The 25,029-nt window shown below is 42.1% G+C and carries 19 protein-coding genes, 2 pseudogenes and 1 CRISPR repeat array; of the genes and pseudogenes, 10 read left to right on the top strand and 11 right to left on the bottom strand.

Translation table 11 applies throughout. The features are described from left to right. Positions 1 to 2,121 carry a protein-disulfide reductase DsbD family protein gene (locus DP114_RS26960; protein WP_171977582.1) on the bottom strand — a complete coding sequence of 707 codons (2,121 nt, stop codon included), beginning with the start codon at positions 2,119 to 2,121 and terminating at the stop codon, positions 1 to 3. 459 nt (positions 2,122 to 2,580) lie between these two features. Here DP114_RS26960 and DP114_RS26955 point away from each other — a divergent pair, with 459 nt between their 5' ends. From DP114_RS26955 to DP114_RS26945, 3 genes and pseudogenes are all read left to right on the top strand, one after another. Beyond that, the gene (locus DP114_RS26955; protein ID WP_171977581.1) at positions 2,581 to 3,609 is read left to right on the top strand and encodes a CHAT domain-containing protein; all 1,029 of its coding nucleotides are present in this window, start codon (positions 2,581 to 2,583) and stop codon (positions 3,607 to 3,609) included. Continuing rightward, positions 3,602 to 3,994, top strand: a pseudogene (locus DP114_RS26950) (RNA-guided endonuclease IscB); the annotation flags it as partial. The gene DP114_RS26955 and the pseudogene DP114_RS26950, both read left to right, overlap by 8 nt. 188 nt (positions 3,995 to 4,182) lie before the next feature. Beyond that, positions 4,183 to 6,063 (top strand): ATP-binding protein, encoded by a 1,881-nt coding sequence (locus DP114_RS26945; RefSeq protein WP_171977580.1) that lies wholly within the window; start codon positions 4,183 to 4,185, stop codon positions 6,061 to 6,063. Here DP114_RS26945 and DP114_RS26940 read toward each other — a convergent pair. The 3 genes from DP114_RS26940 to hpnI all read right to left on the bottom strand — a co-directional run bounded on the left by DP114_RS26940 (position 5,978) and on the right by hpnI (position 9,635). Further along, positions 5,978 to 6,481, bottom strand: a complete 504-nt coding sequence (locus DP114_RS26940) for an IS607 family transposase (RefSeq protein WP_211178263.1) — start codon at positions 6,479 to 6,481, stop codon at positions 5,978 to 5,980. The genes DP114_RS26945 and DP114_RS26940 overlap by 86 nt on opposite strands. Positions 6,482 to 6,589: 108 nt before the next feature. After that, positions 6,590 to 8,224, bottom strand: a complete 1,635-nt coding sequence (locus DP114_RS26935) for a B12-binding domain-containing radical SAM protein (RefSeq protein ID WP_171977579.1) — start codon at positions 8,222 to 8,224, stop codon at positions 6,590 to 6,592. A 229-nt stretch (positions 8,225 to 8,453) separates the two neighbouring features. After that, positions 8,454 to 9,635: a bacteriohopanetetrol glucosamine biosynthesis glycosyltransferase HpnI gene (gene hpnI, locus DP114_RS26930; RefSeq protein ID WP_171977578.1), complete on the bottom strand. Its 1,182-nt coding sequence runs from the start codon at positions 9,633 to 9,635 to the stop codon at positions 8,454 to 8,456. A 143-nt stretch (positions 9,636 to 9,778) separates the two neighbouring features. Between hpnI and DP114_RS26925 the strand changes: the two genes are divergently transcribed. Continuing rightward, a complete protein-coding gene (locus tag DP114_RS26925) occupies positions 9,779 to 11,401 on the top strand; it encodes a cyclic peptide export ABC transporter (protein WP_171977577.1) in 1,623 nt (540 codons plus the stop codon). A gap of 52 nt (positions 11,402 to 11,453) precedes the next feature. Next, entirely contained in the window at positions 11,454 to 12,569 is a 1,116-nt protein-coding gene (locus DP114_RS26920; RefSeq protein ID WP_171977576.1) for a radical SAM protein, read from the top strand. A gap of 91 nt (positions 12,570 to 12,660) precedes the next feature. Here the strand turns inward: DP114_RS26920 and DP114_RS26915 are convergent, their stop codons facing one another. Beyond that, entirely contained in the window at positions 12,661 to 13,341 is a 681-nt protein-coding gene (locus DP114_RS26915) for a class I SAM-dependent methyltransferase (RefSeq protein ID WP_169263217.1), read from the bottom strand. Between the two features lie 93 nt (positions 13,342 to 13,434). On the opposite strand from DP114_RS26915, the gene hemH reads away from it, so the two are divergent. The 5 genes from hemH to DP114_RS26890 all read left to right on the top strand — a co-directional run bounded on the left by hemH (position 13,435) and on the right by DP114_RS26890 (position 19,089). Continuing rightward, the gene (hemH, locus tag DP114_RS26910) at positions 13,435 to 14,598 is read left to right on the top strand and encodes a ferrochelatase (protein ID WP_169263216.1); all 1,164 of its coding nucleotides are present in this window, start codon (positions 13,435 to 13,437) and stop codon (positions 14,596 to 14,598) included. Between the two features lie 44 nt (positions 14,599 to 14,642). Further along, positions 14,643 to 15,140 carry a hypothetical protein gene (locus DP114_RS26905; RefSeq protein ID WP_246162805.1) on the top strand — a complete coding sequence of 166 codons (498 nt, stop codon included), beginning with the start codon at positions 14,643 to 14,645 and terminating at the stop codon, positions 15,138 to 15,140. Between the two features lie 254 nt (positions 15,141 to 15,394). Continuing rightward, a CRISPR array of direct repeats spans positions 15,395 to 16,306; the repeat unit is 37 nt; unit sequence GTTGAAATTATTTATTCCCCGTTAAGGGGATTGAAAC. A gap of 148 nt (positions 16,307 to 16,454) precedes the next feature. Next, a complete protein-coding gene (locus DP114_RS26900; protein WP_171978313.1) occupies positions 16,455 to 17,978 on the top strand; it encodes an FAD-dependent oxidoreductase in 1,524 nt (507 codons plus the stop codon). Between the two features lie 410 nt (positions 17,979 to 18,388). Beyond that, entirely contained in the window at positions 18,389 to 18,556 is a 168-nt protein-coding gene (locus DP114_RS26895; protein WP_169263215.1) for a PASTA domain-containing protein, read from the top strand. 131 nt (positions 18,557 to 18,687) lie between these two features. Next, positions 18,688 to 19,089 (top strand): hypothetical protein, encoded by a 402-nt coding sequence (locus DP114_RS26890; RefSeq protein ID WP_171977575.1) that lies wholly within the window; start codon positions 18,688 to 18,690, stop codon positions 19,087 to 19,089. Between the two features lie 102 nt (positions 19,090 to 19,191). Here the strand turns inward: DP114_RS26890 and DP114_RS36430 are convergent. The 6 genes and pseudogenes from DP114_RS36430 to DP114_RS26860 form a co-directional block, all read right to left on the bottom strand. Next, positions 19,192 to 19,344: pseudogene (locus tag DP114_RS36430) on the bottom strand (adenylosuccinate lyase); the annotation flags it as partial. Positions 19,345 to 19,495: 151 nt separating this feature from the next. Further along, the gene (locus DP114_RS26880) at positions 19,496 to 20,056 is read right to left on the bottom strand and encodes a sugar-transfer associated ATP-grasp domain-containing protein (protein ID WP_169263286.1); all 561 of its coding nucleotides are present in this window, start codon (positions 20,054 to 20,056) and stop codon (positions 19,496 to 19,498) included. A gap of 206 nt (positions 20,057 to 20,262) precedes the next feature. Beyond that, the gene (locus DP114_RS26875) at positions 20,263 to 20,517 is read right to left on the bottom strand and encodes a hypothetical protein (RefSeq protein ID WP_169263213.1); all 255 of its coding nucleotides are present in this window, start codon (positions 20,515 to 20,517) and stop codon (positions 20,263 to 20,265) included. Between the two features lie 142 nt (positions 20,518 to 20,659). Beyond that, entirely contained in the window at positions 20,660 to 20,857 is a 198-nt protein-coding gene (locus tag DP114_RS26870) for a putative ATP-dependent zinc protease (protein WP_246162802.1), read from the bottom strand. A 228-nt stretch (positions 20,858 to 21,085) separates the two neighbouring features. Then, positions 21,086 to 22,381: an adenylosuccinate lyase gene (gene purB, locus DP114_RS26865; RefSeq protein ID WP_171977574.1), complete on the bottom strand. Its 1,296-nt coding sequence runs from the start codon at positions 22,379 to 22,381 to the stop codon at positions 21,086 to 21,088. Between the two features lie 1,116 nt (positions 22,382 to 23,497). Beyond that, positions 23,498 to 24,460, bottom strand: coding sequence for a YihY/virulence factor BrkB family protein (locus DP114_RS26860; RefSeq protein ID WP_169266735.1), 963 nt, complete (start codon positions 24,458 to 24,460; stop codon positions 23,498 to 23,500). Positions 24,461 to 25,029 lie beyond the last annotated feature (569 nt).

Below are 25,029 nucleotides of genomic sequence, written 5' to 3'. Positions count from 1 at the left end.
TTACAAACTTTTTACCTTTTGTTGCACCTCTTGGGGAGAAAGAATCTGAGGTAAAATCTGCGGTGTAGCAGAATTAGCTGGGTATAATAGGTACAAGGGTACGCCACTGCGCCCGAAAGCTGCTAGTGCTTGGGTTATTGCAGTGTCGCGGTTTGTCCAGTCAGCTTTAAGGAGAGCTACGTCTTTTGCTTGGAAAGCAGTTACTGTCTCAGGTTGGTTAAGAGCGACGCGTTCGTTTACTAGACAAGTAATACACCAAGCAGCAGAAAAGTTGACAAATACAGGTTTACCAGACTGGCGTACTTGAGTTAATCTTTCAGGAGTATAAGGTTGCCAATTTAGAGAAGTTGAAGTTGCTTGTTGAGTGTTAGAGTTGGCAACGTTGGGAGCTATGCTACCTGGTAATTGTGCCAAAGCCAGGGCAAATCCCAGTACTACCAATGCAGCAATACTACCAAAGCGCCGTCTCCAACCGGAAATGATTTGAGTTTTTTGATGCAACCAAACGGCAAAACTTATAAGTACCAACCCAAATAAGACTGCGGCTACACCATCGCTTCCTGCTTGCTGCGACAATACCCACACTAACCAAGCGGTTGCAGCATACATTGGGAAGGCAAGAAGTTGGGCAAAAGTTTCCATCCATGCACCCGGTCGAGGTAAGATTTTTTGTAAACCGGGAAGAAAACTGATGAGTAGATAAGGTAAAGCTAGACCAAAACCTAAGACTAGAAAAATAGCTAAGGCTACTATCGGTGTTTGTGTGAGTGCAACTCCAATAGCGGTTGCCATAAATGGTGCGGTACAAGGTGTAGCGACGACTGTGGCAAAAACCCCTGTGAAAAATTCACCCCACAAACCGTTACGTGCTGCTAAAGTTTGTCCCATTCCCATTAAGGAAGCACCAAAGATAAACACCCCTGACAAACTCAAGCCAACAGCAAACAGTAAATACGCCATTAAACTGACAAATACGGGTGACTGTAACTGAAACCCCCAACCAATTTGCTGTCCAAAACTACGTAATACTAGGAGTATCACCGCTAGGAATAGGAAACTTATTAATACTCCTGCGGTAAAGACAATTCCTCTCTGACGGACTTCCTGTTTGCTGAAATTTGATTTTTGGAGAACGTTTAATGCCTTGAGGGATAACACGGGGAAAACACAAGGCATAAGGTTGAGGACAATTCCACCCAATAGTGCTAATCCTAAAACCTGCCATAATGGTAAAGAAGCTGTAGTAGCAGGTTGTGTTGTTGTTGCTGCTCCTAGTTGAGTTGCGATCGCGAATGCTTGAGTTGGAGTTTGCCTATCTAGGACTTCTTGCAGTACGAGTATACCAGTTACTTGGTTGACCTCACCGCGATTTCCTCTTTCTAGTAGAAGAGTTAACCCATCTTTGTCAAAGCTGGCTTTCTGGGGTGCAGGGTTATTGATAATACCATCTTGATCAGGGAAAAACGCAACTTCTTTAATCTGACTTGCTTGTAATTGCGGTGCATTAACTTTTAATATCAGAGTTTCTCCCTGAATATGAGCGGTAGTTTGCCACGGAGAATCTTGAGGTAGAGTAGCCCGTGTTTTCTCAAATTCCTTTGCCCACCGCGTGTTAACTGTAGGCGTACCTGTTGCGATAGGTAAGCTGAGACTAAAAGTACCATTTTCTGGAATACACTCTTTCTCACATACCAGCCAATCAGCCCTAGCAGTCAGTTGAATAGGCTCCTTAGTATTCACAGTGCCTGGAGTCGTAATTTGACTCAACAGCATGACCTCATCTTTGTAGCCAAAATTCATCAACCCACTAGCAGGTAGTCTCTCAGGGTAAGGATACACCAATTCTCCCGCCGAAAATCCCTGCGGTAACTTCCAAGCAATACTGGGAGCAGCACCAGAGTCACCAGGGTTTTTCCAATAAGTATGCCATCCTTGTTTTATTTGAAAATGTAACCCTACCCAAAACGGTTTCCCTGGTTGAATACTATTGACTTCACTTACCAAGTGTGTTTGCACGTGTTCAGTCTTGACTGGGTTTGCCCAAGCAGTAAGAGGGAGAAGAACGAGAAAACTGAGGATGAATGTAATTATTTTGATGGCTATTTGTGTCAATTTATGCATATCTTTAGCTCATATTTGTACTAACACATTTTGCAGATGTTAGAGGTTGTTTTAAAAGTCCCAGAACGAGTTAGTTCACCCTATGGCTAACGCCACGCCTTACGGCTATCGGGTTCGCCAGATGCCTACCGAGGGAAACCCTCCTGCAGCACCGGTCTCACCAAGTCAAACCGGATTCCTATAGATGTGTCATATCAATATATAAAGTTCTAACCTATTTTTTTGAAGTAGCACTAAGCTAAATTTCTGAGCATAATTTTGGCACGTCAAACAAAAATTTTAATTGCGATACCTGCGGTGAGCTACGCTAACGCACAAGCACAATATAACCAATGCCACAGGGAGTAAAATTTCTCTGGAATTTAATTATCTGCATATGTAGTTTTGTATAGCTACTATTTATATGCAGTCACCATTCTCTGTGACACTACAAACGCTTGTTCTTTTGGGGTTAGAAGTATGAAGAAAATTCTGATTTTATCCGCTAATCCTATTAATACAACTCAGCTTCGTCTAAATACGGAGGTTCGGGAAATCCAATCAGCTTTGGAGCGTTCTAGAAATAGGGAAGAATTTGAACTTATTCCTAGATTGGCTGTAAGGATTGACGATTTACGTCGTGCGCTGTTGGATTACTCTCCACAAATTGTACATTTTTCTGGTCATGGGGATGGAACTAATGGTATCGCTTTGGAGGATAACAATGGATACACGCAATTGGTGGGTACGGAGTCGTTGAGTAATTTTTTCAAGTTATCCCAAGAAACAGTTGAGTGTGTGTTGCTCAATGCTTGTTATTCAAAAACTCAAGCAGAAGCGATTTACCAGCATATCAACTGTGTTGTTGGAATGGAACGTGCTATCACAGATGAAGCTGCTATTCATTTTTCTAAAGCATTTTATGATGCTCTAGGCGCTGGGAGAAATTATAACGAAGCTTTTGAATTTGGTTGTAACAATATTGACCTCAATAGTAGATCAGAGTGTTTTATACCTAAAATTCAAATCAGAAATGAGTCTAAAACTTTATTTCCACTTAAATCAAGGGAGCCAAGAGCAAATATGACAGGTGGTAACAACGATAACAAACGCATTCAAGGCGGTTATATACAAGGGAATTTTTCTGGTACTTATAATAATTCTGGTAATTATATTGAGGGGAATTACAATGCTTCAGGAGAAGAAAAAAATCTGGCTGAATCTGCTGCTGAAATTCAGAAATTACTAGAACAATTATCCAAGAGTTATTCTACAGATACGTTTGCTGGAAAGGTGCAAATTGCCAACGAAACTATAATCGCGGTTGAAAATAATCCGACTTTAGCAGCAAGGATACTTAGCGCTTTAAAAACGGGTGGTGTTTCAGCTTTTGAGCAATTTCTGAATCATCCCGCAGCTAGCTTTGTTATGGGTGCGCTGGATGATTGGCAGAAAACTAAAGGTCAACAACCCAGGTCTAAAGACACTGGGCTTCTAGCCAAAGTTTAACCGTAGTCGGCAACATCTTCAAAAATCCCATTGGTTAGATGCTGCATGTGTGGGACGCTCAACACCGATTCTTAATATCAAAGGTGTCAAACCGCTAATGATTACAGCCAATGGACACGGTACACGGCAACAATGCGGTACTAATAAATACGGTTTCCCTGTTCGCCATTGTTCAAGAACTAAGTTTCACTTTGGCTTTCAGACTGGGGACATTGTAAAAGCAATTGTGACCACAGGAAAAAAGGTCGGTGTGTACGTTGGCAGGATTGCGACTCGCGCAACGGGTAGTTTTAACGTCTCAACGAAAGAAGGATTAGTTCAAGGCATTGGTCACAAGCACTGTAAGCACATTCATAAAAAAGACGGTTATGGTTATTCGTTCTGAAAATGCCACGGGGATTAAAATCCCAGTTCCTAAAAGGAACCGCTGCGCTACGTGCCGTTTCCCTCTCAGGTCTAAAGACTCTGAGCTTCCCACATCCCGCGAGGTTTCTGTGATTAAGCCATAATACACTTTTGTTGAATGCGGTCATTGACTTTTTTCCTGTTAAATAACTTTATTTAAATAAGACTATGACAGAAAATAAAAACTCTGACAATCAAGAATCAGTAAGAAATAGCAATGATAACAAGCGCATTCAAGGTGGATACATAGGTGGGAATTTTTCAGGAAATTATAACAACTCTGGTGATTATGTAGAGGGCACATTATACAGTGTGCAGGGTGAGGCGAATGTACTCACTTTTAATCAAACCGAGATTCTGCAAATTTCTGAGAAGGCGATTACCGCTCGCGAATTAATTATAACTTCTCCTTATAAAGGTTTAAAACCATTTGAGTCAAGAGATAAAGAGTTATTTTTTGGTCGTGATAATTTTATTACAACTTTGGTGGATGAATTAGAACATACCAATTTAATTTTACTTTTGGGTGCAAGCGGTAGCGGAAAATCTTCTGTGGTGCGGGCGGGTTTGATTCCCTGGTTAGAAAGAAAGTATGGAACAGCATTTATTAATTTAACATTTACCCCAGATGCTGATCCGTTTGAGTCTTTTTATGCTAGTTTGCTTGGTAATAAGTATTCGCAAAAAGAAGCGATAATGGCTCGCGAGGTGAAGTCAGAAACTTTAATTCAGGTAGTGGACAAACTCAAGAAACCTGATGATTTTTGGTTGATTTTTATCGATCAGTTTGAAGAATTGTTTGCTATCAGCGATGAAAGCAAGCGTGACGAATTTGTCAATGGTTTGATAAGATTGAGTCAAGCTAAGTTGCCGAAGGTGAAAATTATAGCAACAATGCGCGCTGATTTTTTTGAAAGATTAAGGGAATTTCCTCAACTTGTGGAAGTAACACAAAAGCATCGCCCGATGATTGTAGAAATGCAGCCAAACGAGTTGCGTTTAGCAATCGAACAACCAGCAGCGCATCACGGAGTCGTTTTTGAAGCAGGATTAGTAGATACAATTATTGCTTCGATTCAGGGACAAGCGGGTTATTTACCTTTGTTGGAGTATACTTTAAATTTATTATGGTCAGAAGAAGTCAAAACTGGTAGTATCAATGACCGGACTTTGAATATTAGTACATATCAAAATATCGGCGGTGTTACGGGTGCGCTGCAAAAGCACGTAGATAATCTTTATAAAGAGTTGTCGTCATCGGAAAAGCTGGCGGTACAGAGAATATTTCTCAAGTTGGTAGGGATTGGTGACAATGCTGAATTTGGTATACAGTGGAAACCTGTTCGCAGAAGGGCGCTTTTATCTGAGTTTGGGGATGATGAGCGTGCTGTGTTGTTAAAATTGGTGAATGAGAATTTGTTGGTGAGTAATGCTGAGTTGTTGGAGAATTCTTCAAAAAAGGGTTTATTTAGTTCCTCAAAGTTGGAAAAATCTGATTCTACAATTGAAATTACCCACGAAATTCTACTGACTTGCTGGGATGAGTTACGTGACTGGATTCAGAAAAATCGTCTAGGTATTGCTTTGCGTAACCGTCTTTACGAAGATGTTAAGCGATGGAAAATTAAGAAACCAGAAGATGAACTGTGGAGTGGTTCAAAGTTAGAGCAGATTTTAGAACTGAAGAAGGATGACAATTTTCATCAAGTTTTGGGCGGGTTTAATGATGATGCGAATCAGTTTATTGATGCTAGTGTGGGGGTGCGCGATCGCCAATTAACAAGAACTAGAATCTTCGCTGGTGTTGGTTTGACTCTAGCGGCGTTGACAACTGTAATTAGCGTGGTTGCTATTGTTCAACAACAAGAAGCCAAAAAGCAAAGCATTATTAGTATGACTCAAACCGTGGAGTCTCGTCTTCTCGTCAACAATCAATTTGATGCGATGGTGCAAGCAATCAAAGCTAAGAAAGAATTAAAAAATCTTTGGCTTGGAAAAGATAGTGTTTCTCAACCATTTCTCGCTCTGGGGAAAGGTTGTCTTGGTTGAGAACCACGAGTCTTGTGTTGTCTTGCTGTAGGAGCCATTGGATGAGGTCAAACCCAAAACGAGCGAGTCTGTCTTTGTGGGCAACCACAACAAGTCCGACATTGCCTTCACGCACTCGTCCCAAAAGGGTTTTAAGTCCCGGTCTTTTGAAGTTGAGTCCGGAAGCAATGTCTGTGATAAGTTCTGAGTCTGGGTAGAGGTTTTTAAGGACTGCAACTTGTCTATCAAGATCAGCTTTTTGTCCACGGCTTGAAACACGGGCATAAGTGATAGTTGCCCCATTTCCTCTGTTTGCTGATATACCCGTGTAGCTCGTGATGTCATATCGCCTTTGACCTGATGGCGTTCTAATTGCCTTAATGATACCTGTTTTTTCCCAACGCCTCAGTGTGTGTAAGCAAACTCCAAAATGAGTCAAACCAATTAAAAATTAAATCCTTGACATCTCCCTGCACCTTTAGGTGCAGGGAGATGTCAACTCCGAGAGGTATAGCAGTCGCCAGGTAGATTAGGACACGAACTTTGGTCAGGTGTGAACGGTATTGCGTATTTTTTGGGAATAGAAAGAAGCTGATTCTTCCTTCTTAGCGCATTCGGTCGTAAACTTAATCAGATGGTGCCCGACCAATCCAACGTGAATCAGTTGCTCGATTTTACCAGCTTTCAATGCTGGTAGTGCCATGTTCCAAAAAGTTTTGCGATAGTTACCCAATAGACCTACTCGCAGCAGGAGATTGCTCATAATTGTTAAACCTTTCTTAATATTTGCCCAAGAAGCACGAGCAGGACTATTGGGAACCTCTATGCGGTTAGGGTAGGTATGCTCCATATTGTAGGCATACCGCTGATAAAGAAATTCCGGCTCATATGCAGTTGTCACACAGCGACGCCACATCTCAACGACTTGTTCATAAGGCATGAGAAACTCGATATTCGACTCGCGATTTTCATCAGACACAAGTCGTCCTGCTTGTTCTAACCTACTCCACAATGCTGTTTTTGGTAATGCATGAAGTAGGTTGATTGTCAACATAGGAATTTGAGACAGATGAATAAATTCCAGAATTTTGTCTGCGGTTTCTGGTGTATCTGTATCAAACCCGATGATGATTCCTGAGACAACTTCCATCCCATAACTATTGAGAACTTTCACTGCCTCAAGAATCGGCATACTGAGGTTGTGAGTTTTGGAAATAGCTTGGAGGGCTTCCGTTTCTGGCGTTTCAATACCGCAGAAAACTGTACAAAAATACGCTTCGCGCATCATTTCCAAAAGTTTGGGACTCTGCGCTAAATTCAATGTGGCTTCGCAGGCAAATTGAATCGGATAGCCATTGCGCTTTTGCCAATCAATCAGGTGCGGAAGCAACTGCATCAGAGCACGGCGATTACCCACAAAGTTATCATCGACAAAATACACTGCCCCTGGGTTTCCGTATTCCAGCATCGCATCTAGTTCAGCAAGAACTTGCTCTGGAGTTTTGAGACGGGGATTGTTTCCATATAATGCAGGGATGTCACAAAACTCACAGTGATAAGGGCAACCACTGGAGAATTGAATATTGCCAAGGAAATATTGATCGAAATTCAGCAGGTGATAAGCCGGAATCGGAAATTCATTTAGGGGTAAGCGTTCTTTGGTTTCAAAGCGAATTTGCTTTTGGGGGCGATTGCTATGTAGATCCAAATACTCAATCATTTGGTCAGTTGCATCTCCCAATTCACCCAGCTGTAAAATATCAAACTCTGGGTAATATTCTGGACAACCAGACACCGAAGGACCACCTACAACAGTGATTTTACCTTCTCGGTGGGCAAGTTCATTAATTTGATTCATCTGTGGTCGCTGGATATGCATCCCACTCACAATCACCACATCAGCCCAGATAAAATCAGCCCTTTTTGCCGATCGCACATTTTCATCAATAAAGCGGACTTCCCACTCTTTAGGAAAATAAGATGCGACAACCAAAATCCCTTGTGGTGGCATAAAAGCCCGAACATTTCCTCTCAAGGGGTATGCATGATGAAAGGTTCCAAACGAGCGGCTGTACTTGGGAAATATACAGAGAATGCGTCTATGATGGCGCGGAATGTAGGGAGTGTTTCGAGTCGTCTTTTCTAAAAGAGGTTTTTCTAAAGATATTAACTCACCATTCATACTGGATTCACTCCACAAATTTGAACAGCTACAAAAACCTCACCCCTGCCCCTCACGCCAGGTGCTACAACGGGGGGAACCCCAACGCCAGATCCCTACGGAGGGAAACCCTCCTGCAGGACTGGCTCCGCAACGCACTGGCTCTCCTTATTAAGGAGAGGGGTGCCCGATAGCGTAGCGTGCCGTTAGGCATAGGGCGGGGTGAGGTTCTTCGTTTTTTTATAAGTGTTCATCCGAACATAATATTATTTGTCATTTCCACTAGCTTACCGCCTTTTATGAGTCGAAATCGTCGCCCGCGCCATTCAATTGTCCTGCCAAATAAGCTGTAGCACCAAATCAGAAAGCCAATGACGTCGCGTACAGGAACAATCCAGAAAAACTTTTGGACACCAGAGTCTTGAAGGTAGATAACGCCAACAACCCAGCCCATAACTAATCGCATTAGCCAAGTGATAGCGAACACAGCACAGCCGATTGTTGATCCACCTGTAGCAATCAGCAGTAGCAAGCTTGTGACAGTACCATAAGTAAAAATCAGTCCCAGATAACCCCAAGGGCGAGAAACTCGTATACAACGTGCCCAGCGAATTTGACGCTGGATGGAATCTGCTATAGTGCTAGATGCCAATACATGGTCAACTATGTAGTCGGAAAGGACAACCTTGTAGTCTGCTTGAGTGGGTAAGTAGCCGAGTTGAAAGTCGTCTGCCAGATAATCGGCGATCGCCCCAAATCCCCCAATTTCATCCAACACTTCTTTACGAATCACAATCGTTGAACCAAAGGCGAACTTGATCCCTTCTATTTGATTGCTGACTAAGACACCAGCATGGAAATCAGTTGCTGTTCCAACAGCTTCCAAAATGCTTGCCCATCCTTTGGCTACAGAACGGTATAGACAAGTGACAACACCAACACTCTTGTCTTCTAGTGGCTGGATGATTCTTTGCAGATATTCTATCCCAACTCGGATATCGCTATCAGCAATAATCAAGATTTCATGTTTAGTTTTGGTGACGCCGTTAGCCAAATTACTCACCTTGGGGTTAGTTCCAATGATGTCTTCGCAGACGACTAACTCAATATCTAATTCTGGAAACTCGTGAATGATTTGCTTGACAACTGGTATGCCACAGTCTAATGGATCGCGAACACAAAAGACAATTTGATAGTTTGGGTACTTCTGTTGGCAGAAAGAAACCAAGTTATTGTATGTTTCGTCATCTTTACCACAAATGGGCTTGAGGATAGTAACGGGTGGGTGGAAATTTAGCTTTCCGAGATGGGGATGATGGAAGAAGGCGAACGCTGCATAGATTCCATAACAGTAAAACAAGACAGCCGATATACAAAGGATGAATAATAGGAAATGAATGATAGTCAGACTCAAAGAAGTTGTCAAAAGCATAGAAAAATAGATTGGTTGTCTCAGACGCCAGCAATGTGCGCGTATTATGAATGATCTGCACATTAGTGTATGACCTAAGATATAACTTTGGAGTCAAAGTTCCCTGTTAAGCGTTCCCTTTTCCCTTTTCCCTTTTCCCTCTCATGAATCTGATTTACTTTCTCCTGCGTTCTTCTTGGGGAATGGTGGCGATCGCAATTGTCACCGGATTTCTCAGTGGCGGTAGCAGCGCCAGCCTCATCGCCCTGATCAGCACTGCAGCAAGTGGCAGCAATGGTGAACGCCTCACGACTCTGGCTTGGGCTTTTCTCGGGCTGGCACTCGTAGCACTGATTACGAGTGTGATTTCTCAGGTGATGCTGATTCGCTTATCTCAAAATGCTGTCTTCCAATTGCGAATGCGCTTGAGTCGCCAGATTCTCTCTTCCGGGTTGAGTCATTTGGAACAGATAGGAAATCCCCGAATTTTGGCAACCCTCACTGAAGATGTGCAGACAGTTGCTAATGCTGTACACCAACTGCCTTACCTTTGTATTGATATTGCTATCGTAGCAAGTTGCCTACTGTATATTACTTGGCTATCGTGGTTTGTACTTGTGATGGTTATAGGACTTGCAGTGGTAGCAATTGGTAGTTCCCAGTGGTTGTTAGTCAGAGGAGAGAAATTCCTTGCTCTTGCACGAGATGATCAAGATATATTATTTAAGCATTTCCGTACCATAACTGAAGGAGTAAAAGAACTCAAATTACACCACAAACGGCGTCAGGTCTTCCTTTCTCAGAATCTGCAATCAACCGCAGCCCAATTCAGCCGTCACAGCATTGAAGGTTTAACTTTCTTTACATCAACAACGAGTTGGGGAAGACTTTTGTTTTTTTTCGCGATTGGTTTTGTGCTGTTTGCACTTCCGCATCTGTTCACCATCAGTCGTCAAACTCTTTCTGGCTACATCTTGACTTTTACATACTTGATGATGCCAATGAACAACCTTGTGGAGAACCTCCCCGTAATCAGTAAAGCTAGCATAGCCTTGCAAAAGATAGAGTCACTGGGTTTATCTTTGGCAAACCAAGCTGAACAATCAACCGTTCCACCAGAAAGCAAGTCTTCTTGGCACGAGTTACAATTTGTGGATGTGACTCATACTTATCGTACAGATTTAGAAGACAGCAGCTTTCTTATCGGTCCTATTAACCTAACATTTTATCCTCAACAACTGGTGTTCATTGTTGGAGGAAATGGCAGCGGTAAATCGACTCTCGCTAAACTTATTACAGGACTCTACATTCCGGAAGGTGGAAAAATTTTGTTTGATGGAGAGTTGATTACCGAAGAAAATCGAGAGTGGTATCGTCAACATTTTTCTGTCGTTTTCTCGGACTTCTATTTATTTGAAGAACTTTTAGGATTAGATAATATTAACTTAGATACTCAAGCTCAAGAGTACTTGAAGCTACTCCAGATTGACCATAAAGTCAAAGTAAAAAATGGCAAGTTTTCGACTACAAATCTTTCACAAGGGCAGCGCAAACGACTTGGCTTGCTAACAGCATATTTAGAAGATAGACAAATTTATCTGTTTGATGAATGGGCGGCTGACCAAGATCCAGTATTTAAAGAAATCTTCTACACTCAACTTTTACCAAAACTGAGAGATCAAGGCAAAACTGTACTGGCAATTACCCACGATGACCGCTATTTTCATGTAGCAGATAGGATTATAAAACTGGATTACGGTAAGGTGGAGTTTGATAAAAAAAACTAGTCACTAAAATCCAGTATAATTCCTGTGAATATTATTAACAAAAAAGTATAAGATGCCTCATAGTAACTCGGTTTTGCAGTCAAAAAGACGGTCATTGTGGCAAATGGCGCTACAGGGATTTTTAGATGGTGGACCTTCCACGTGTCAATTCGCCATTACCAGTGCATGTAATGCTCGTTGCGGGTTCTGCAACTTCGCAGTAGATAAGTTGCCGATAGATTTGAGGCATTCTGTAACCCTAGATGATGCAAAGCTTGCGGCGGAGATTCTCTATCGCAATGGGGTATATTTCCTCATCTACGTGGGTGGTGAGCCAATGCTCCATCCCCACTTGACAGAAATGATAGCTCATGCGTCTAGTATCGGTATGGCACCGATGCTTGTGACTAACGGTTCGCTCTTGACGCCAAAACGCATCGACGAGATGGCTGATGCAGGGCTTTTAGGAGTTTTTATTTCTATTGATGCTGCTGCGGCTTTGGAACACGAACAGAACCGAGGACTTATGGGAGTGTGCGCTCGCATCCGCGATGCCAATACCCATTTGAGCCGCCGAGGCATCGGTACAACCGCCTCAGTCACCATGAGCCGACTGATAGAAGATTACCAAAAGCTCCCACCATTCTTAAAGTCACTTGGGTTTGACAGCGTCACCTTCTCCTATCCACTCACGACCTTGGCATCATCCTACCTTGGTTATGCAGAGTCCCACTTGGTGGACTACACTGTTGAGGAATTGCATGAGCGCTTCGAGAACGTCAAAGCGCTCAAACGTGATTTTCGCGTCGTAAATCCTACCAGTTCTATAGAAGATATGCAGCGTCACTTAAGTGGTGAACCAGAGCAATTCGCCTGTCTTGGTGGCTGGAAGCTCTTTTACCTAGACTGGCACCTTAACCTCTACCGTTGTCACAACTGGGATCAGCCCTTGTGCCACATCACAGAGTTTGACGGCTCACAGCGAGTTCGTGATGGGTGTACAGCGTGTATGATGGACTGCTACCGTGACTCAAGTGTCATGCAACATATCGGCGTTGCTGTTAGTGACGGAGTGCAAGCAGCAGCACAGGGAAAGTTCAAGCAAGCTTTGAAACATTGGTTTAACCGGAAAAACCTGCTTTCTTTGAAAGCTGTCTTGGAAGAAGCTTCCTGGTTGCGCCAACTGTGAATGGTTGCTCAATCACCAGGGCGAACTGTAAATTTGGACATTTGGGATCCTCCCGATCCTAATTCAGACGACTCTGCGTCGTCTTTTTACCTCATTTCTTCGCCTGTATCACCTGCAAACTCCCACCTGCATACAACTTCGGTTCACCAACTTCAAACCCAATCTCTGTTAATAACGCAGGCAAATCAGTTTTCAACAATTGCCAAGCCGTGTGTGTTTCAAACAACAACAAAAATACCCAAATTCCAGGCACAAATAAGGGATTGGTAGGATTATGAAAATCCACGAGTGTAAACACGCCTCCTGGCTTCAAGACTCTGTTTACTTCTTGGAGAATCTGCCGCAGTTGCTGTTGCTCCATTTCATGCAGTGCGACGCTTGTATGCACTACATCAAACTCATGATCTGCAAATGGCATATCTTCCGCGAAAGCTTCCACATATTTAGCTTGGGGAACATTTTGCTGTGCCCGTTTTAGGGATAATGGGGAAGCATCTAAACCTGTTACATTTTGTGACAATTTCACTAAAAACTGTGTGACTTGACCACTACCACAACATAAATCTAGAACTTTGGTATCTTTTGAAATTGTTAATCCTTGCAAAGCTAATTGCCTCAAACGCCCCTCACCCTTACGGGTTCGCCAGTCGCTACAACGGGGGGAACCCCCGCAACGCGCTGGCTCACCGCCTACACTCAGAGCCGCTAAACCAGAGATGCTATCGTAGAACCATTGATAGCGGTAACTCCAATTCCTCAAAATTGTAGCCACAACCTTTCCTCTTATCGTTAACTTAGATATTTATTCAGGATATATTGTTAACATTAGTAAAAAAGCTGAAAAGATTGGGGGATTTTAATAGCTATGGGTCGCGTAGGCGTGTTATTACTCAATCTCGGTGGTCCTGACAAATTAGAAGATGTTAGGCCATTTCTCTATAACCTATTTTCTGATCCCGAAATCATTCGCCTACCGTTTACCTGGTTGCAGAAACCCCTAGCTTGGTGGATTTCCTCAAGGCGTGTTCAAAAATCTCAAGAAAATTATAAGCAAATTGGCGGCGGTTCACCGTTACGACGGATAACCGAAGCTCAAGGAGAAGCCTTAAGAGAACAGTTGGATGACTTGGGACAAGACGCTAAAATTTACGTGGGTATGCGTTACTGGCATCCTTACACCGAAGAGGCGATCGCCAAAATTACCCAAGATAACATCGACCGTCTTGTCATCTTACCCTTGTATCCACAATTCTCTATCAGTACTAGTGGTTCCAGCTTCCGGCTTTTAGACAAAATTTGGCAAGAAAACCCAAAACTTCAGCTGATTGATTACACTGTTATTCCCTCTTGGTACAAATCTACAGGCTACCTGCAAGCAATGGCGCAGCTGATTGATCAACAAATAGAACAGTGTCCCAATCCTGATGAAGCTCAAATTTTCTTCAGCGCCCACGGCGTTCCCAAAAGTTACGTTGAAGAAGCAGGCGATCCTTACCAGCAAGAAATTGAGGAATGCACTCATCTGATTATGCAAACCCTCAATCGACCAAATTCTCATGTCTTAGCTTACCAAAGCCGCGTTGGTCCGGTGGAATGGCTGCAACCTTATACAGAAGAAGCTATCCCGGAACTAGGGGAAAAAGGTGTCAAAGACTTGGTTGTCGTACCTATCAGTTTTGTCTCAGAACACATCGAGACATTACAAGAAATTGATATTGAGTATCGCGAACTTGCAGAAGAAGCTGGAATTCACAACTTCCGTCGCGTACCTGCACTCAACACACATCCGGTGTTTATCAAAGCCCTAGCTGATTTGGTTCTCGATGCATTAAAAGCCCCCAGTCTGAAGTTCGCCCAAGCCACCCAATGGAAGAAGAAGGTGAGAATTTACCCGCCAGAGGGTTGGGAGTGGGGTATGACAAGTAGTGCAGAAGTTTGGAATGGTCGTATTGCCATGTTAGGCTTCATAGCATTAATTATCGAACTCGTTACAGGTCACGGTCTACTGCACCTGGTTGGGTTATTGTAGTCAAGTCGCTGTGCAATTTTTCGTGATTCGTCATTAACTTAGTAATGGTGAATCACGAATTCTTTAACCTTATGTGGTGGAAACACAACTATATTACTTTTATATTGCTTCTGTTACTAACAAGCCTGACAACACTTTATTTATGGTTTCCTGTAGATGATTCTAATTGCAACATCAAAGCCGTTTTGAGACCAAGATTTGGAAAATACGATGTGTATGCTACCAAAGTCGTTGTTCAGCCGTGGCTTGGTGAACATCAAGTGTATGGAATCTTTATGGTTCCAGATAAATACAAGGATGCCCCATTTTTTGTTTTAACTGTAAAAGGTGCTGGCAGCAACTGTGAAAAACCATTTGGCACGTTACAAGAAGTTGATGGGATTTTTGCTGAACCAGGTACGCATTTGATCAGGGACTACATCAGAACTCGAACGGCTTTCAGATTAATCCTCCAGGGTATGTACAATGAATTAAAAGATCCACAAAGCTGGAAACTGACTTATCCACGTAATATTACTCCTAATAAAACCTCAGAATTTTGAAAGACTGCGCGGATGGGTAGGTGTTTGAAAAGTCAAAAGGACATTTGCGGCTCAAAGGCTTATCAGCTCTGAATTTGAGAGTTTTTCAAAAAAACGGCATCCGCGCAATCGCTAGAACCTTTGCCAGGAGTGAGTTTGAGGCTATTTTGAAATTGGCACTACTTGACACCTGATCGCTGAAATGGTACTTTTGTTATACATCCGCGCAACCGCACCTCGAAAACTGAATTGGTCATGGGTTTCATATGACAGCAGTTGAAATTATTTATTCCCCGTTAAGGGGATTGAAACTTGGATGGAATTATGTAAGAGTTACGCCTTAAAAGTTGAAATTATTTATTCCCCGTTAAGGGGATTGAAACAAGAAGAATCAGAAAAGTAGCTGTAGAATAGAAGAGGTTGAAATTATTTATTCCCCGTTAAGGGGATTGAAACATTATTTGAGATGCATTCGGCTAGTTTGTTTACCGTTGAAATTATTTATTCCCCGTTAAGGGGATTGAAACTGGTAAACGTTCGCCGCAGTTATTAATCCAAAACCAGTTGAAATTATTTATTCCCCGTTAAGGGGATTGAAACTTTGATGAATTTCAAACTGAGTTCGGCAGTGATTCTATGTTGAAATTATTTATTCCCCGTTAAGGGGATTGAAACTTTGTATATAAGGTAAATCTTGTCTACTGTCTACAGTTGAAATTATTTATTCCCCGTTAAGGGGATTGAAACGCTGCTGAAAATCTCAATGAAAGCAAATCCGAAATGTTGAAATTATTTATTCCCCGTTAAGGGGATTGAAACTACTTAGTAATGTTAAGGTACAGGCTAGATTACAGGGTTGAAATTATTTATTCCCCGTTAAGGGGATTGAAACCCAAAAGCCTAAATCCCGAAAAGTATCAACTAAGAGGTTGAAATTATTTATTCCCCGTTAAGGGGATTGAAACAGTTCGAGAGAACGGTCTTGAGTTTGCTGGAACAGTTGAAATTATTTATTCCCCGTTAAGGGGATTGAAACTTCCCCCATAGACACGAGAATAAAACTATCAATGGCGTTGAAATTATTTATTCCCCGTTAAGGGGATTGAAACGCTCAATTTGATGCGCGATCGCACACCATAGTTTTCGTTGAGTTGAAATTATTTATTCCCCGTTAAGGGGATTGAAACAATAGAACATCAGGATATTGCTTGTACAAGGATTCGCAAGTTGAAATCACCCACTTCTCCCCAAGGGAATTAAAACCAAAGTAAGAGTTAAAGCGAGATATTTTATCTAATATTGAAAATAATTGCAGATGCCAACACCAACATTAATATGCTTACCGATACTCATGCAGCAGAGAAAACCAATCATTCTCGCCAAAATGTATTGATTGTTGGGGGAGGTCCAGCAGGACTTGCCACAGCATTAATGCTAGCCAAACGTGGTTGGACAAATATTACAGTTTTGGAAAAACGCGCCACTGCTGATTACTATGAACCCGACAAATCATTCAATTATCTCATTGATGGTCGGGGTCAAAAATTTACTGACTTCCTTGGAATAACTGACAAGCTAATAGAAATCAGCGTTCCCAATAAAGAATTTTATCTAACAGAAATCAAAGCCAACGGAAGCAAAAAAACATTTAAACTACCTTTTGTCGATCCAAAGCAAAAAACAGCTTACTGGATTCCCCGAAGGGCATTTGTTCTTTTGCTATATCAAGAAATTGAACGTAATTGGCAAGACAAGATCACTGTACTGTTTAATACAACATGTGTTGAAATCAATAAGATAGCCCAAGAACACGCAGAGGGTGAACAGCTTGAAGTTGTTAGCCAAACACAGAATGGTAGGGTTGCCAAATTTGAGCCTCAGCTTCTGGTTGGTTGTGATGGCATTTACTCTATTGTCCGAAACACTTTGAAAGAGTGGGACAAGTCTACATCAGATAGATTTGAGATGAAGTGTTTTCCTTCGCCTAGCTCAAAGTTGAGGTATAAAGTGTTAAGTTTACCTCCAAATTTTCCGTTAGATAATAGTGGTGAGGAACACGCTGTATGTACTATGTCATACGCAGTTCGTAGCGCTTTCCGAGACAGCAGGCGAACATTATCCCTTGGTTTATTACCGATTAAAAATCCAGATGAATTTCGTAGTGCAAATATCATTAGACTACCAAATCATGAGATATGGAAATTAAAAAATAGTGAACAGGTGTATAACTTTCTTGAGCAAGCCTTTCCACAATTGCCTATACACCAAATAGTTTCGCCTGAAGAAGCTGCTCGATTTGCTTCCAGTGAAGGCGGTTACTTTCCTCCTCCCCAATATTGTTCTGGATTGCACTTCGAGTTAAGACACAAACAAGTAAATCAAGGAATGGGCGATCCCTCTTCTACAGTTGGGGTAGTCTTGTTAGGGGACACTATCCATTGCTTTCCTCCAGACATTGGACAAGGAGTCAATTCTGCATTAGAAGATGTGTGTGTCCTCAACGAAGCACTTTCTAAAAATGATGATGACATCTCTGGTGCTCTACCTTTATACGAATCCTTACGGTTTGCTGATGTCAAAGCTTTGATACGTCTTGCCCAAATTGCTTTTCCTTGGCAGTATAACCAAGCTCCCCTTCGCACAAAGCTTTGGAATGTCAACACTTTGCTGCGATTTTTACTCAATCGATTGCTACCTCAAATCTTTAGTCCTCCAGCCTTCTTTCTGATTAGAAATTATCAACTTTCTTACCAGGAAATCTTAGTTAAGGCTCAACGTACTACCCAAATCCTGTATATACTCGGTTTGATAGTGATAAGTGGATTTTTAGCTTCAGTTTTCAGGTTAGTTCAAATCTAATAAGCCAACTTGCGGGTTATTGAATTGTGAGCGAAAAATACCTGTCTATTCAATACGGTTCGGATAAGATCCCCCCGCCTGCGGCGACCCCCTTTTTAAGGGGGTAAAAGAGGGTTATAAGCCCCCTTTTTAACTCTGTTGGGGGGATCTTCCTTGAGAAAAAAAACAAGCAACCGAACCGTATTGCCTGTGTATTCATGCAATCTGCGCTCCAGGCAGAGCGCCAAGCTATCGCCCATCACCAATTATTTTCAAGTCCTGCTCAATTCGATCCAAAAGTTGAAATTATCCACTTAAGTGCAAGGGGATTAACACTGCATGATCAGAGGAAACACAAGTGGTTGTATCTTTGATGTGTAATACTCAATGAACAAAACAAATCTTACAAAACGAATTGTCCTTTCTCACTGATGAATCTAGCCGCCCAGCAGCTTACTAATCTAACAGGAAAAACTAGGTCAGAAGCAAGAACAATACTCACCAATCAAGGCTTTGAATTTCAAACCTCCACAACAGGCGGATATGAAACCTATGAGCATCCAGATGGTAGTGTAATTCATATTAGACCAAATGGATAAATTGTTCGTACCGAGCCAAAGATTAAAGGTAATAATAGAAAATATTACCCTCGCAGGTACGACAAATTTGGTAGCAAAATACAATTTATCCCTGGAGCAAATACACATAGTACCGGAAAAATTGTGATTCCATGACTATAAGCATTGCCCAAAATATAACAACCTTTTTGGAAGATTTGAAAAGCGCTGATCTCATTGGAATTTCTTTACTTCCTCAAAATGTTGGATTGCGCCTTGAGTTTACCTTTGGTCCCGAATCTGGTGATGCGAAGATTGAACTTTATCGAATCGTTCACCTTGTGATTTCTCAGCCTCTAAATACAGATGATGAAGATTTTTGCTTTTGGGTAGGGGAGGTCGAACTCAAGAAAATCGAGGAAGGCGAAAGTCAAATTTTATCAGCCTTGTCTTACCCATTTAAGGATTCAAAGGGAAGCATTGAGACAGATTCATCACTCATTTATTTTCGTTTGGAAGGAGATATCTGTGTAGAAGTCGTTTGTGGGAATTATAAAATATTTCAAGAAATTTAACAGTTATAGCCGTTGCCAGGTAGATTAGGACATGAACGAATGAGAAAATACGGACATTACGAGATTTTCAACCCTGTTCCCTGTTCCCTGTTCCCTGCTATATGTCCTAATAGAGTTGGCGATTGCTATATCAGTGCGTTCTATAGATGCGGCTAGTAAGGCTAATTGTTGGGCAAAGTCGGCGTGGCGATCGCGCGATATCACCTGTGTTAATGCTGTATCCGGTTTGAGTCCGAGTTTTTGGCAGGCGATTGCGCAGGGCGCAGACGCCCTTGGCGTATCGCACCCCATGCCGAATTAGGTGATTTGTTTACTTCTACGGCATTAACATTGGTAGTTTTACCTGCTTTGTATGCCAAGTTTGGTAAATAGTTTTCTGTTGTGGGAGCATTATGAACCCAAGAACTTACTTGTAAAGATCAGACAACACATTAATTGAACTGGCTTCTACTGCAAATGCTTCTTGTGCAAAGGCAATTTTTTCTGGAATTCCTGAAAGTTTTGGCAAGGCATGATCAATTGCTTTGAGTCGCCCAATTAGCCCTTGTTGATTAGCAATTTGAATTGCAAGTCCAGGACGGGCGTTAATTTCTAGTAAAAGTGAACCTTTTTGCTGATCAAGAACAATGTCAACGCCGAGATAGCCAAACTCTGTTTTATCGCCCAATTTAGCAGCCATGTTTAATATTGTTTGCCAGTGAGGTATCTGGCGATCGCGCAATGAATGCCCAGTTTCAGGATGTTTTTCAATGTAGTGGTTTTTCTGGATACCAGCTAGCGTTGTGCCTGTTGAGAGATCAATACCAACACCAACGCCACCTCTGTGTAAATTAGCCTTACCGTCAGAAGCCCGCGTGGGGAGACGCAACATTGCCATTGCTGGAACCCCCCGATAGACAATCACGCGGATATCGGGAACACCTTGATAAGCTATTTCATCAAAAACTGGGACGATTAAATTTACCATCGGTAAAATCTTCGTCACCAACAAAAAAAAGACTATCGCCTGTCTCTGGTAAAGCTTGCGATCGTCTAGTTAACACTTTGGGAGCAGTTCCAGGTATCCGAAAGCCCCGAAGTGGCTACTGTGGTAAAGAAGTTTGTCCTTGCAAATAGAGCGTTTGACCGAAGTTGCACGAGTGAGGTAATAAAACGCTAATCTAATACGAATCACTAAAGAATATTTAAATCTAATAACGCTTGCTGTAAATCATTCACACTTAGCTCGTTCCCTCCTACCACATCCTCCACTTGTTGGAGAAGACTAACGCTGCCGCCCCATATTGCTCGCAGATCCTCGTCTGTCAGTCCCTCCCACTCGTCGTCGATTTGAAGTAGGTTGTGGTTTCGTTGGTTTTGTCGTTTGCTGTTCGTGGTGTTTTCGTTGTCACTGAGACCGGAGTTTGTCGTCAAAATGGTATTTTTCATGATGTGTTCCTATGAGGTTAAGAACAGGATGTGTTTAATACAACAACAATATTGCAAAAATCACTTGTTGTCAAAACATCGTATCAAAACCTTGTGCGATCGCGAAACCGAGAAAACTGAGAATATTGAAAAGGCGATCGCACTAGTCTTCCATCCACTTGAATTTGTCTAAAATTTCAGCATTAATTGACGTGGTCTTGGCACCAGTATCAAGCTTTACTTTGATCTCTTGAGCAACACCAGGAATCCTTGCTTTTTCTACCCAACCGACAACCTGAGTTTTGTATTCTACCCCGTCAGTTGCTTGAGTTTTTTGTGAGGTACATCCGGTTACAGACAAACACCCAATAAATATAAAAATGAAGATTCTTTTAACAGTATGCTGCGTACAGAATCTACATTCACCCCTTACATACAACGATATATGAAATATTGTTACCTACAAATCAAAGATTACCTGATTGCAGCTGTAACTAGATCGCCCTGAAGGCAGATTTGTGAATAAAGAATGTTGATATTACTTTCAAAAATGGGTGCGTTACGCAGCAGTTACGCACCTCATTCCAAACTAAATTCCCAATCTTTGATAAACCTGTTCTAAATGTTTTAAATGCTGTTGTGAATCAAAACACTCCTCAATTTCTGCCGTAGATAACTTTTGGGTAACGCGAGAGTCTTTGACTATCAACTCATGAAAATCACCATTTGGTTTGTTCCAAGCAGTGTGAGCGTTTTCTTGCACAATTGCGTAAGCTTCTTCACGGCTCATTCCTTTATCTATCAGTGCCAACAGTACCCTCTGGCTGAATACGACGCCACCATAGCAGTACATATTCCGTTCCATGTTCTCTGGATAAACCAACAGGTTTTTCACCAAGTTGGTTATTTCCTTCAACATAAAGTGAGTCATAATGCAAGAGTCGGGAAGAATCACTCTTTCTACCGAACTATGGGAAATATCTCTCTCATGCCAAAGTGCGATATTTTCTAACGCAGCACCAGCATGAGAGCGAACTAATCTCGCCATTCCTGTGAGTCTTTCTGAACGAATGGGGTTGCGTTTGTGGGGCATTGCTGAGGAACCTTTTTGCCCTTTGGAGAAGAATTCTTCGACTTCTAGAACGTCTGTTTTTTGTAAGTTGCGAATTTCGACGGCGAAGCGTTCTATGGATGCGGCGAGTAAGGCTAGTTGCTGCACAAAGTCGGCGTGGCGATCGCGCGATATCACCTGTGTCGATGCTGTATCCGGTTTGAGTCCGAGTTTTTGGCAGGCGATCGCCTCCACACGAGGTTCAATATTGGCATAGGTTCCCACCGCACCAGACATCTTACCCACAGCGATTGTTTCACGCAAAATTTTCAAACGTTCTTGGTGTCGCAACACTTCTGCCAACCACCCAGCCAACTTAAAACCAAAAGTGATCGGTTCAGCGTGAATACCGTGAGAACGCCCAATCATCACCGTCGTGCGATGTTCCTTAGCCTTTTGACGAATAACCTCAATCAAATCTTCTAGGCGTTGCATCAACACATCCAGACTAGCAACAAGTTGCAGCGCTAAAGCTGTATCCAGGACATCAGAACTTGTTAAACCCAAATGGATGTAACGCCCCACCTCTCCAACATATTCATTGACATTTGTCAAGAAAGCAATCACATCGTGGCGGACTTCAGCTTCAATTTCCAGCACCCGCTTTGGATCAAAATTCGCCTTTGCTTTAATTTCTTCAACTGCTGCAGTTGGAATATAACCTAACTCAGCTTGAGCTTCACAAACAGCAATTTCTACTTGCAGCCAAGTTTTTAGCTTATATGCTTCTGTCCAGAGATTGCCCATCTCGGGCAAGGTATAACGCTCAATCACAGTCCGCCACTTAGTACAACCGTCATATTGTACAAAGAACGCGGGAACTCATAAAGAGTATGTATCAGACTTTAATCAAAAGTTTCCTCTTACTTTCAGCAAACACGCTTAACAAGGAACGCTTAACAGTGAACAGGGAATAGGGGACACGACACCGATAACCCTTCGGGTTCGCCCTAGTGGGAACGGCCACGCCTTACGGTGAGTCCAGCGCTGCGGGAGGGTCTCCCGACAGCCAGGCGACTGGCGAACCCGGAGGGCTATCGGGTATCTCCTGCCCAGACGCTACTTTGTAAGTCCCAAAGGGACACGCTTACGCGTATCTCCGTAGGAGACGCTGCGCGAACGCTCGATTCGTGCGCTTGCGCTTACGCCCAAGCCGCGTGCGCTTGCGCTTACGCAGTCGCCTACGGACGGAAACCCTCCTGCGCCGTGCTGGCTCACTGCTAACTGATAAATTTGACTTATTTTTGTGTACACTGTCACATCTTTAGAGTATATATCTTTAGGTTGTCGTGTTATTGTTTACCCGCAAAAAAATCTAAGCTGGTATTTGTAGAGTAATTTATGCGTAGAGTATAATTCCAACAATTTAGAGTTGTCTGAATTACAAGTATAAAAATTATCTTTTTTAATTCTATTCCTTCTGGATGTGGGTATATAGCTAGTTCTAAGGCAAAATAAAACTGCTATGCTTCTCCAGCATTTCTCTTCTCAATTACTACTAAAGCCTCTAGAGAAAACTAGAGGTTTTTTTTAAGTTTTTTTATGTGGTTACTTGATAAATAATTTCACCTAAAAAAATCAAATATAATTTGATAATCTTGCTTACTTCCAGTAAGTTTTAGTCGTTGTGTACATATTACTCGTAGAGGTAGGGAACGGTTAACGTTTAACAGGAAACTCTTAATACTGAACATAAACTGTACTGAATTCCGTTAAAACATCAAATAGAAATCCTATCTTTCATTTTTTTGGTCTACTTAAGTCTGATATTTTGTGAACCAAGATGATTAAAATCTTGGCTCAACTTACCCCATAAATTCTTGCTTTGTTGACGGACTACGAGTTGCAAGTAAAATGTACTATCTGCCAAAAACATTTTTGGAATTACTATTAGTTAGAGTCATCACCAAAGCGTTTTCTCTTTTGTGTTCGTTCATTCCTATTGTTTGGTTTCATCCCTTGATTAAGACGAGCATCTTCAGTCAGAGGAACGGCATGTTTATCAGGAACAATACGAGAACCATACTTTCTCGCATAAACCTGGGTAAATTCAGCACCAAAAAAGAGAATCTGGGCAGCATAATTCACCCAAGCGAGGATAACGACTACAGAACCAGCAGCACCGTAGGCTGATCCAAAACTGCCGTTACCCAGATACTGTCCTAAAACATATCTCCCAATAGAAAACAGAAATGAAGTTAGAGCAGCGCCAATCAAAACATCATTCCAAGTAATTTTGACATCAGGTAAGACTTTGAAAATAAGTCCGAATAGCAATGTGGTGATGACAAAACCAAGAAGAAAATTCACAAACTGCCAAATAAAATCGACACCAGGGAGCACATTTCTAAAGTAACCAACCAACCCCACTAACACTCCACTAATCACAAGTGACACAAGTAATAAAAAACCAATAACTAATACCATCGCAAACGATGTCACACGTTGGCGAACTATGTTTTTCATAACCCGTCCGGGTTTTGGCTGCACTTCCCAAATCGTATTCAGTGCATCTTGCAACTCAGTAAATAAACCAGTTGCACCAAATAGCAAGACTATAACACTAATAATAGAGGCGATAATTCCTGCTCTTGGCTGGTTGGCATTTTTGATAGCTTCTTGGATAACGCCTGCACCATCACGACCGACCAAACCCTCAAGTTGCTGTCTAATTGCGTCCTGTGCTGCTGCTTCTCCAAATACCGCACCGACGATCGCAATTACAATAATCAGTAATGGGGCAATAGAAAAAATAGTGTAATAAGATAATGCTGCGGCTAAACGCGACGCTTTATCCTTACTCCATTCTTGGAATGTCTCTTGGAACAGTTCTACAACTGCCTTTAAATTCATTAAAATATCTCCTTTTGTGGTGATGTACTGACCAGCATAAGCGAGCAGTACTATAAGAATCCGGTTTGGTTTATGTTAGCTTGCGTGGCAAAGCCATACGAACTCGTGAGCAGTGGGAACACAACGACCACGCTCAGTGCATCGCACTTAACGCTTAACGCTTAACTGAGAACATAAATAAACTTTACCTAGCTGAACAAAAATCTGTGGAGGAATCCTATAAAAATATTATATGTATTGCATCTTTCCCCAATGTTGATGTAAAGTTCTTTTTAAGAAGTTAAAATTTTTGCCACTTTGATCTACTTTTGTCTGACGTTAACATCTGGGATATATATTTCCCAGACAAAGTGCCGGACAAGCTTTATCCAGCTCGTTTGGTCTTGGCTGTTCTTTGAGGCGGCTATACCGCCTCAACCTGGACAATTTTGGATAAAAACGAGTTATACCCTTTGACAAAAATCCTGATACATTTGACTCCCCCAACTCCCCCGACTCCCCTGACTCCCCCCACTTACCCGCGTTTGTTCTAACTTTAAAGTGAAACGGTATTAGCTGGTGGGGCGGTA

The organism is Brasilonema sennae CENA114 (genome assembly GCF_006968745.1).
Taxonomy (GTDB): domain Bacteria; phylum Cyanobacteriota; class Cyanobacteriia; order Cyanobacteriales; family Nostocaceae; genus Brasilonema; species Brasilonema sennae.
The sequence above is the reverse complement of the archived record's forward strand: the minus strand, read 5'-3'. Positions and strand labels throughout refer to the sequence as shown.

Excerpts from the sequence above, each read along its gene's own strand:
- DP114_RS26960 (WP_171977582.1), bottom strand. The coding sequence starts at position 2,121 with ATGCATAAATTGACACAAATAGCCATCAAAATAATTACATTCATCCTC.
- DP114_RS26955 (WP_171977581.1), top strand. The coding sequence starts at position 2,581 with ATGAAGAAAATTCTGATTTTATCCGCTAATCCTATTAATACAACTCAG.
- DP114_RS26945 (WP_171977580.1), top strand. The coding sequence starts at position 4,183 with ATGACAGAAAATAAAAACTCTGACAATCAAGAATCAGTAAGAAATAGC.
- DP114_RS26935 (WP_171977579.1), bottom strand. The coding sequence starts at position 8,224 with ATGAATGGTGAGTTAATATCTTTAGAAAAACCTCTTTTAGAAAAGACG.
- hpnI (WP_171977578.1), bottom strand. The coding sequence starts at position 9,635 with ATGCTTTTGACAACTTCTTTGAGTCTGACTATCATTCATTTCCTATTA.
- DP114_RS26925 (WP_171977577.1), top strand. The coding sequence starts at position 9,779 with ATGAATCTGATTTACTTTCTCCTGCGTTCTTCTTGGGGAATGGTGGCG.
- DP114_RS26920 (WP_171977576.1), top strand. The coding sequence starts at position 11,454 with ATGCCTCATAGTAACTCGGTTTTGCAGTCAAAAAGACGGTCATTGTGG.
- hemH (WP_169263216.1), top strand. The coding sequence starts at position 13,435 with ATGGGTCGCGTAGGCGTGTTATTACTCAATCTCGGTGGTCCTGACAAA.
- DP114_RS26905 (WP_246162805.1), top strand. The coding sequence starts at position 14,643 with ATGGTGAATCACGAATTCTTTAACCTTATGTGGTGGAAACACAACTAT.
- DP114_RS26900 (WP_171978313.1), top strand. The coding sequence starts at position 16,455 with ATGCTTACCGATACTCATGCAGCAGAGAAAACCAATCATTCTCGCCAA.
- DP114_RS26895 (WP_169263215.1), top strand. The coding sequence starts at position 18,389 with ATGAATCTAGCCGCCCAGCAGCTTACTAATCTAACAGGAAAAACTAGG.
- DP114_RS26890 (WP_171977575.1), top strand. The coding sequence starts at position 18,688 with ATGACTATAAGCATTGCCCAAAATATAACAACCTTTTTGGAAGATTTG.
- DP114_RS26880 (WP_169263286.1), bottom strand. The coding sequence starts at position 20,056 with ATGGTAAATTTAATCGTCCCAGTTTTTGATGAAATAGCTTATCAAGGT.
- DP114_RS26875 (WP_169263213.1), bottom strand. The coding sequence starts at position 20,517 with ATGAAAAATACCATTTTGACGACAAACTCCGGTCTCAGTGACAACGAA.
- DP114_RS26860 (WP_169266735.1), bottom strand. The coding sequence starts at position 24,460 with ATGAATTTAAAGGCAGTTGTAGAACTGTTCCAAGAGACATTCCAAGAA.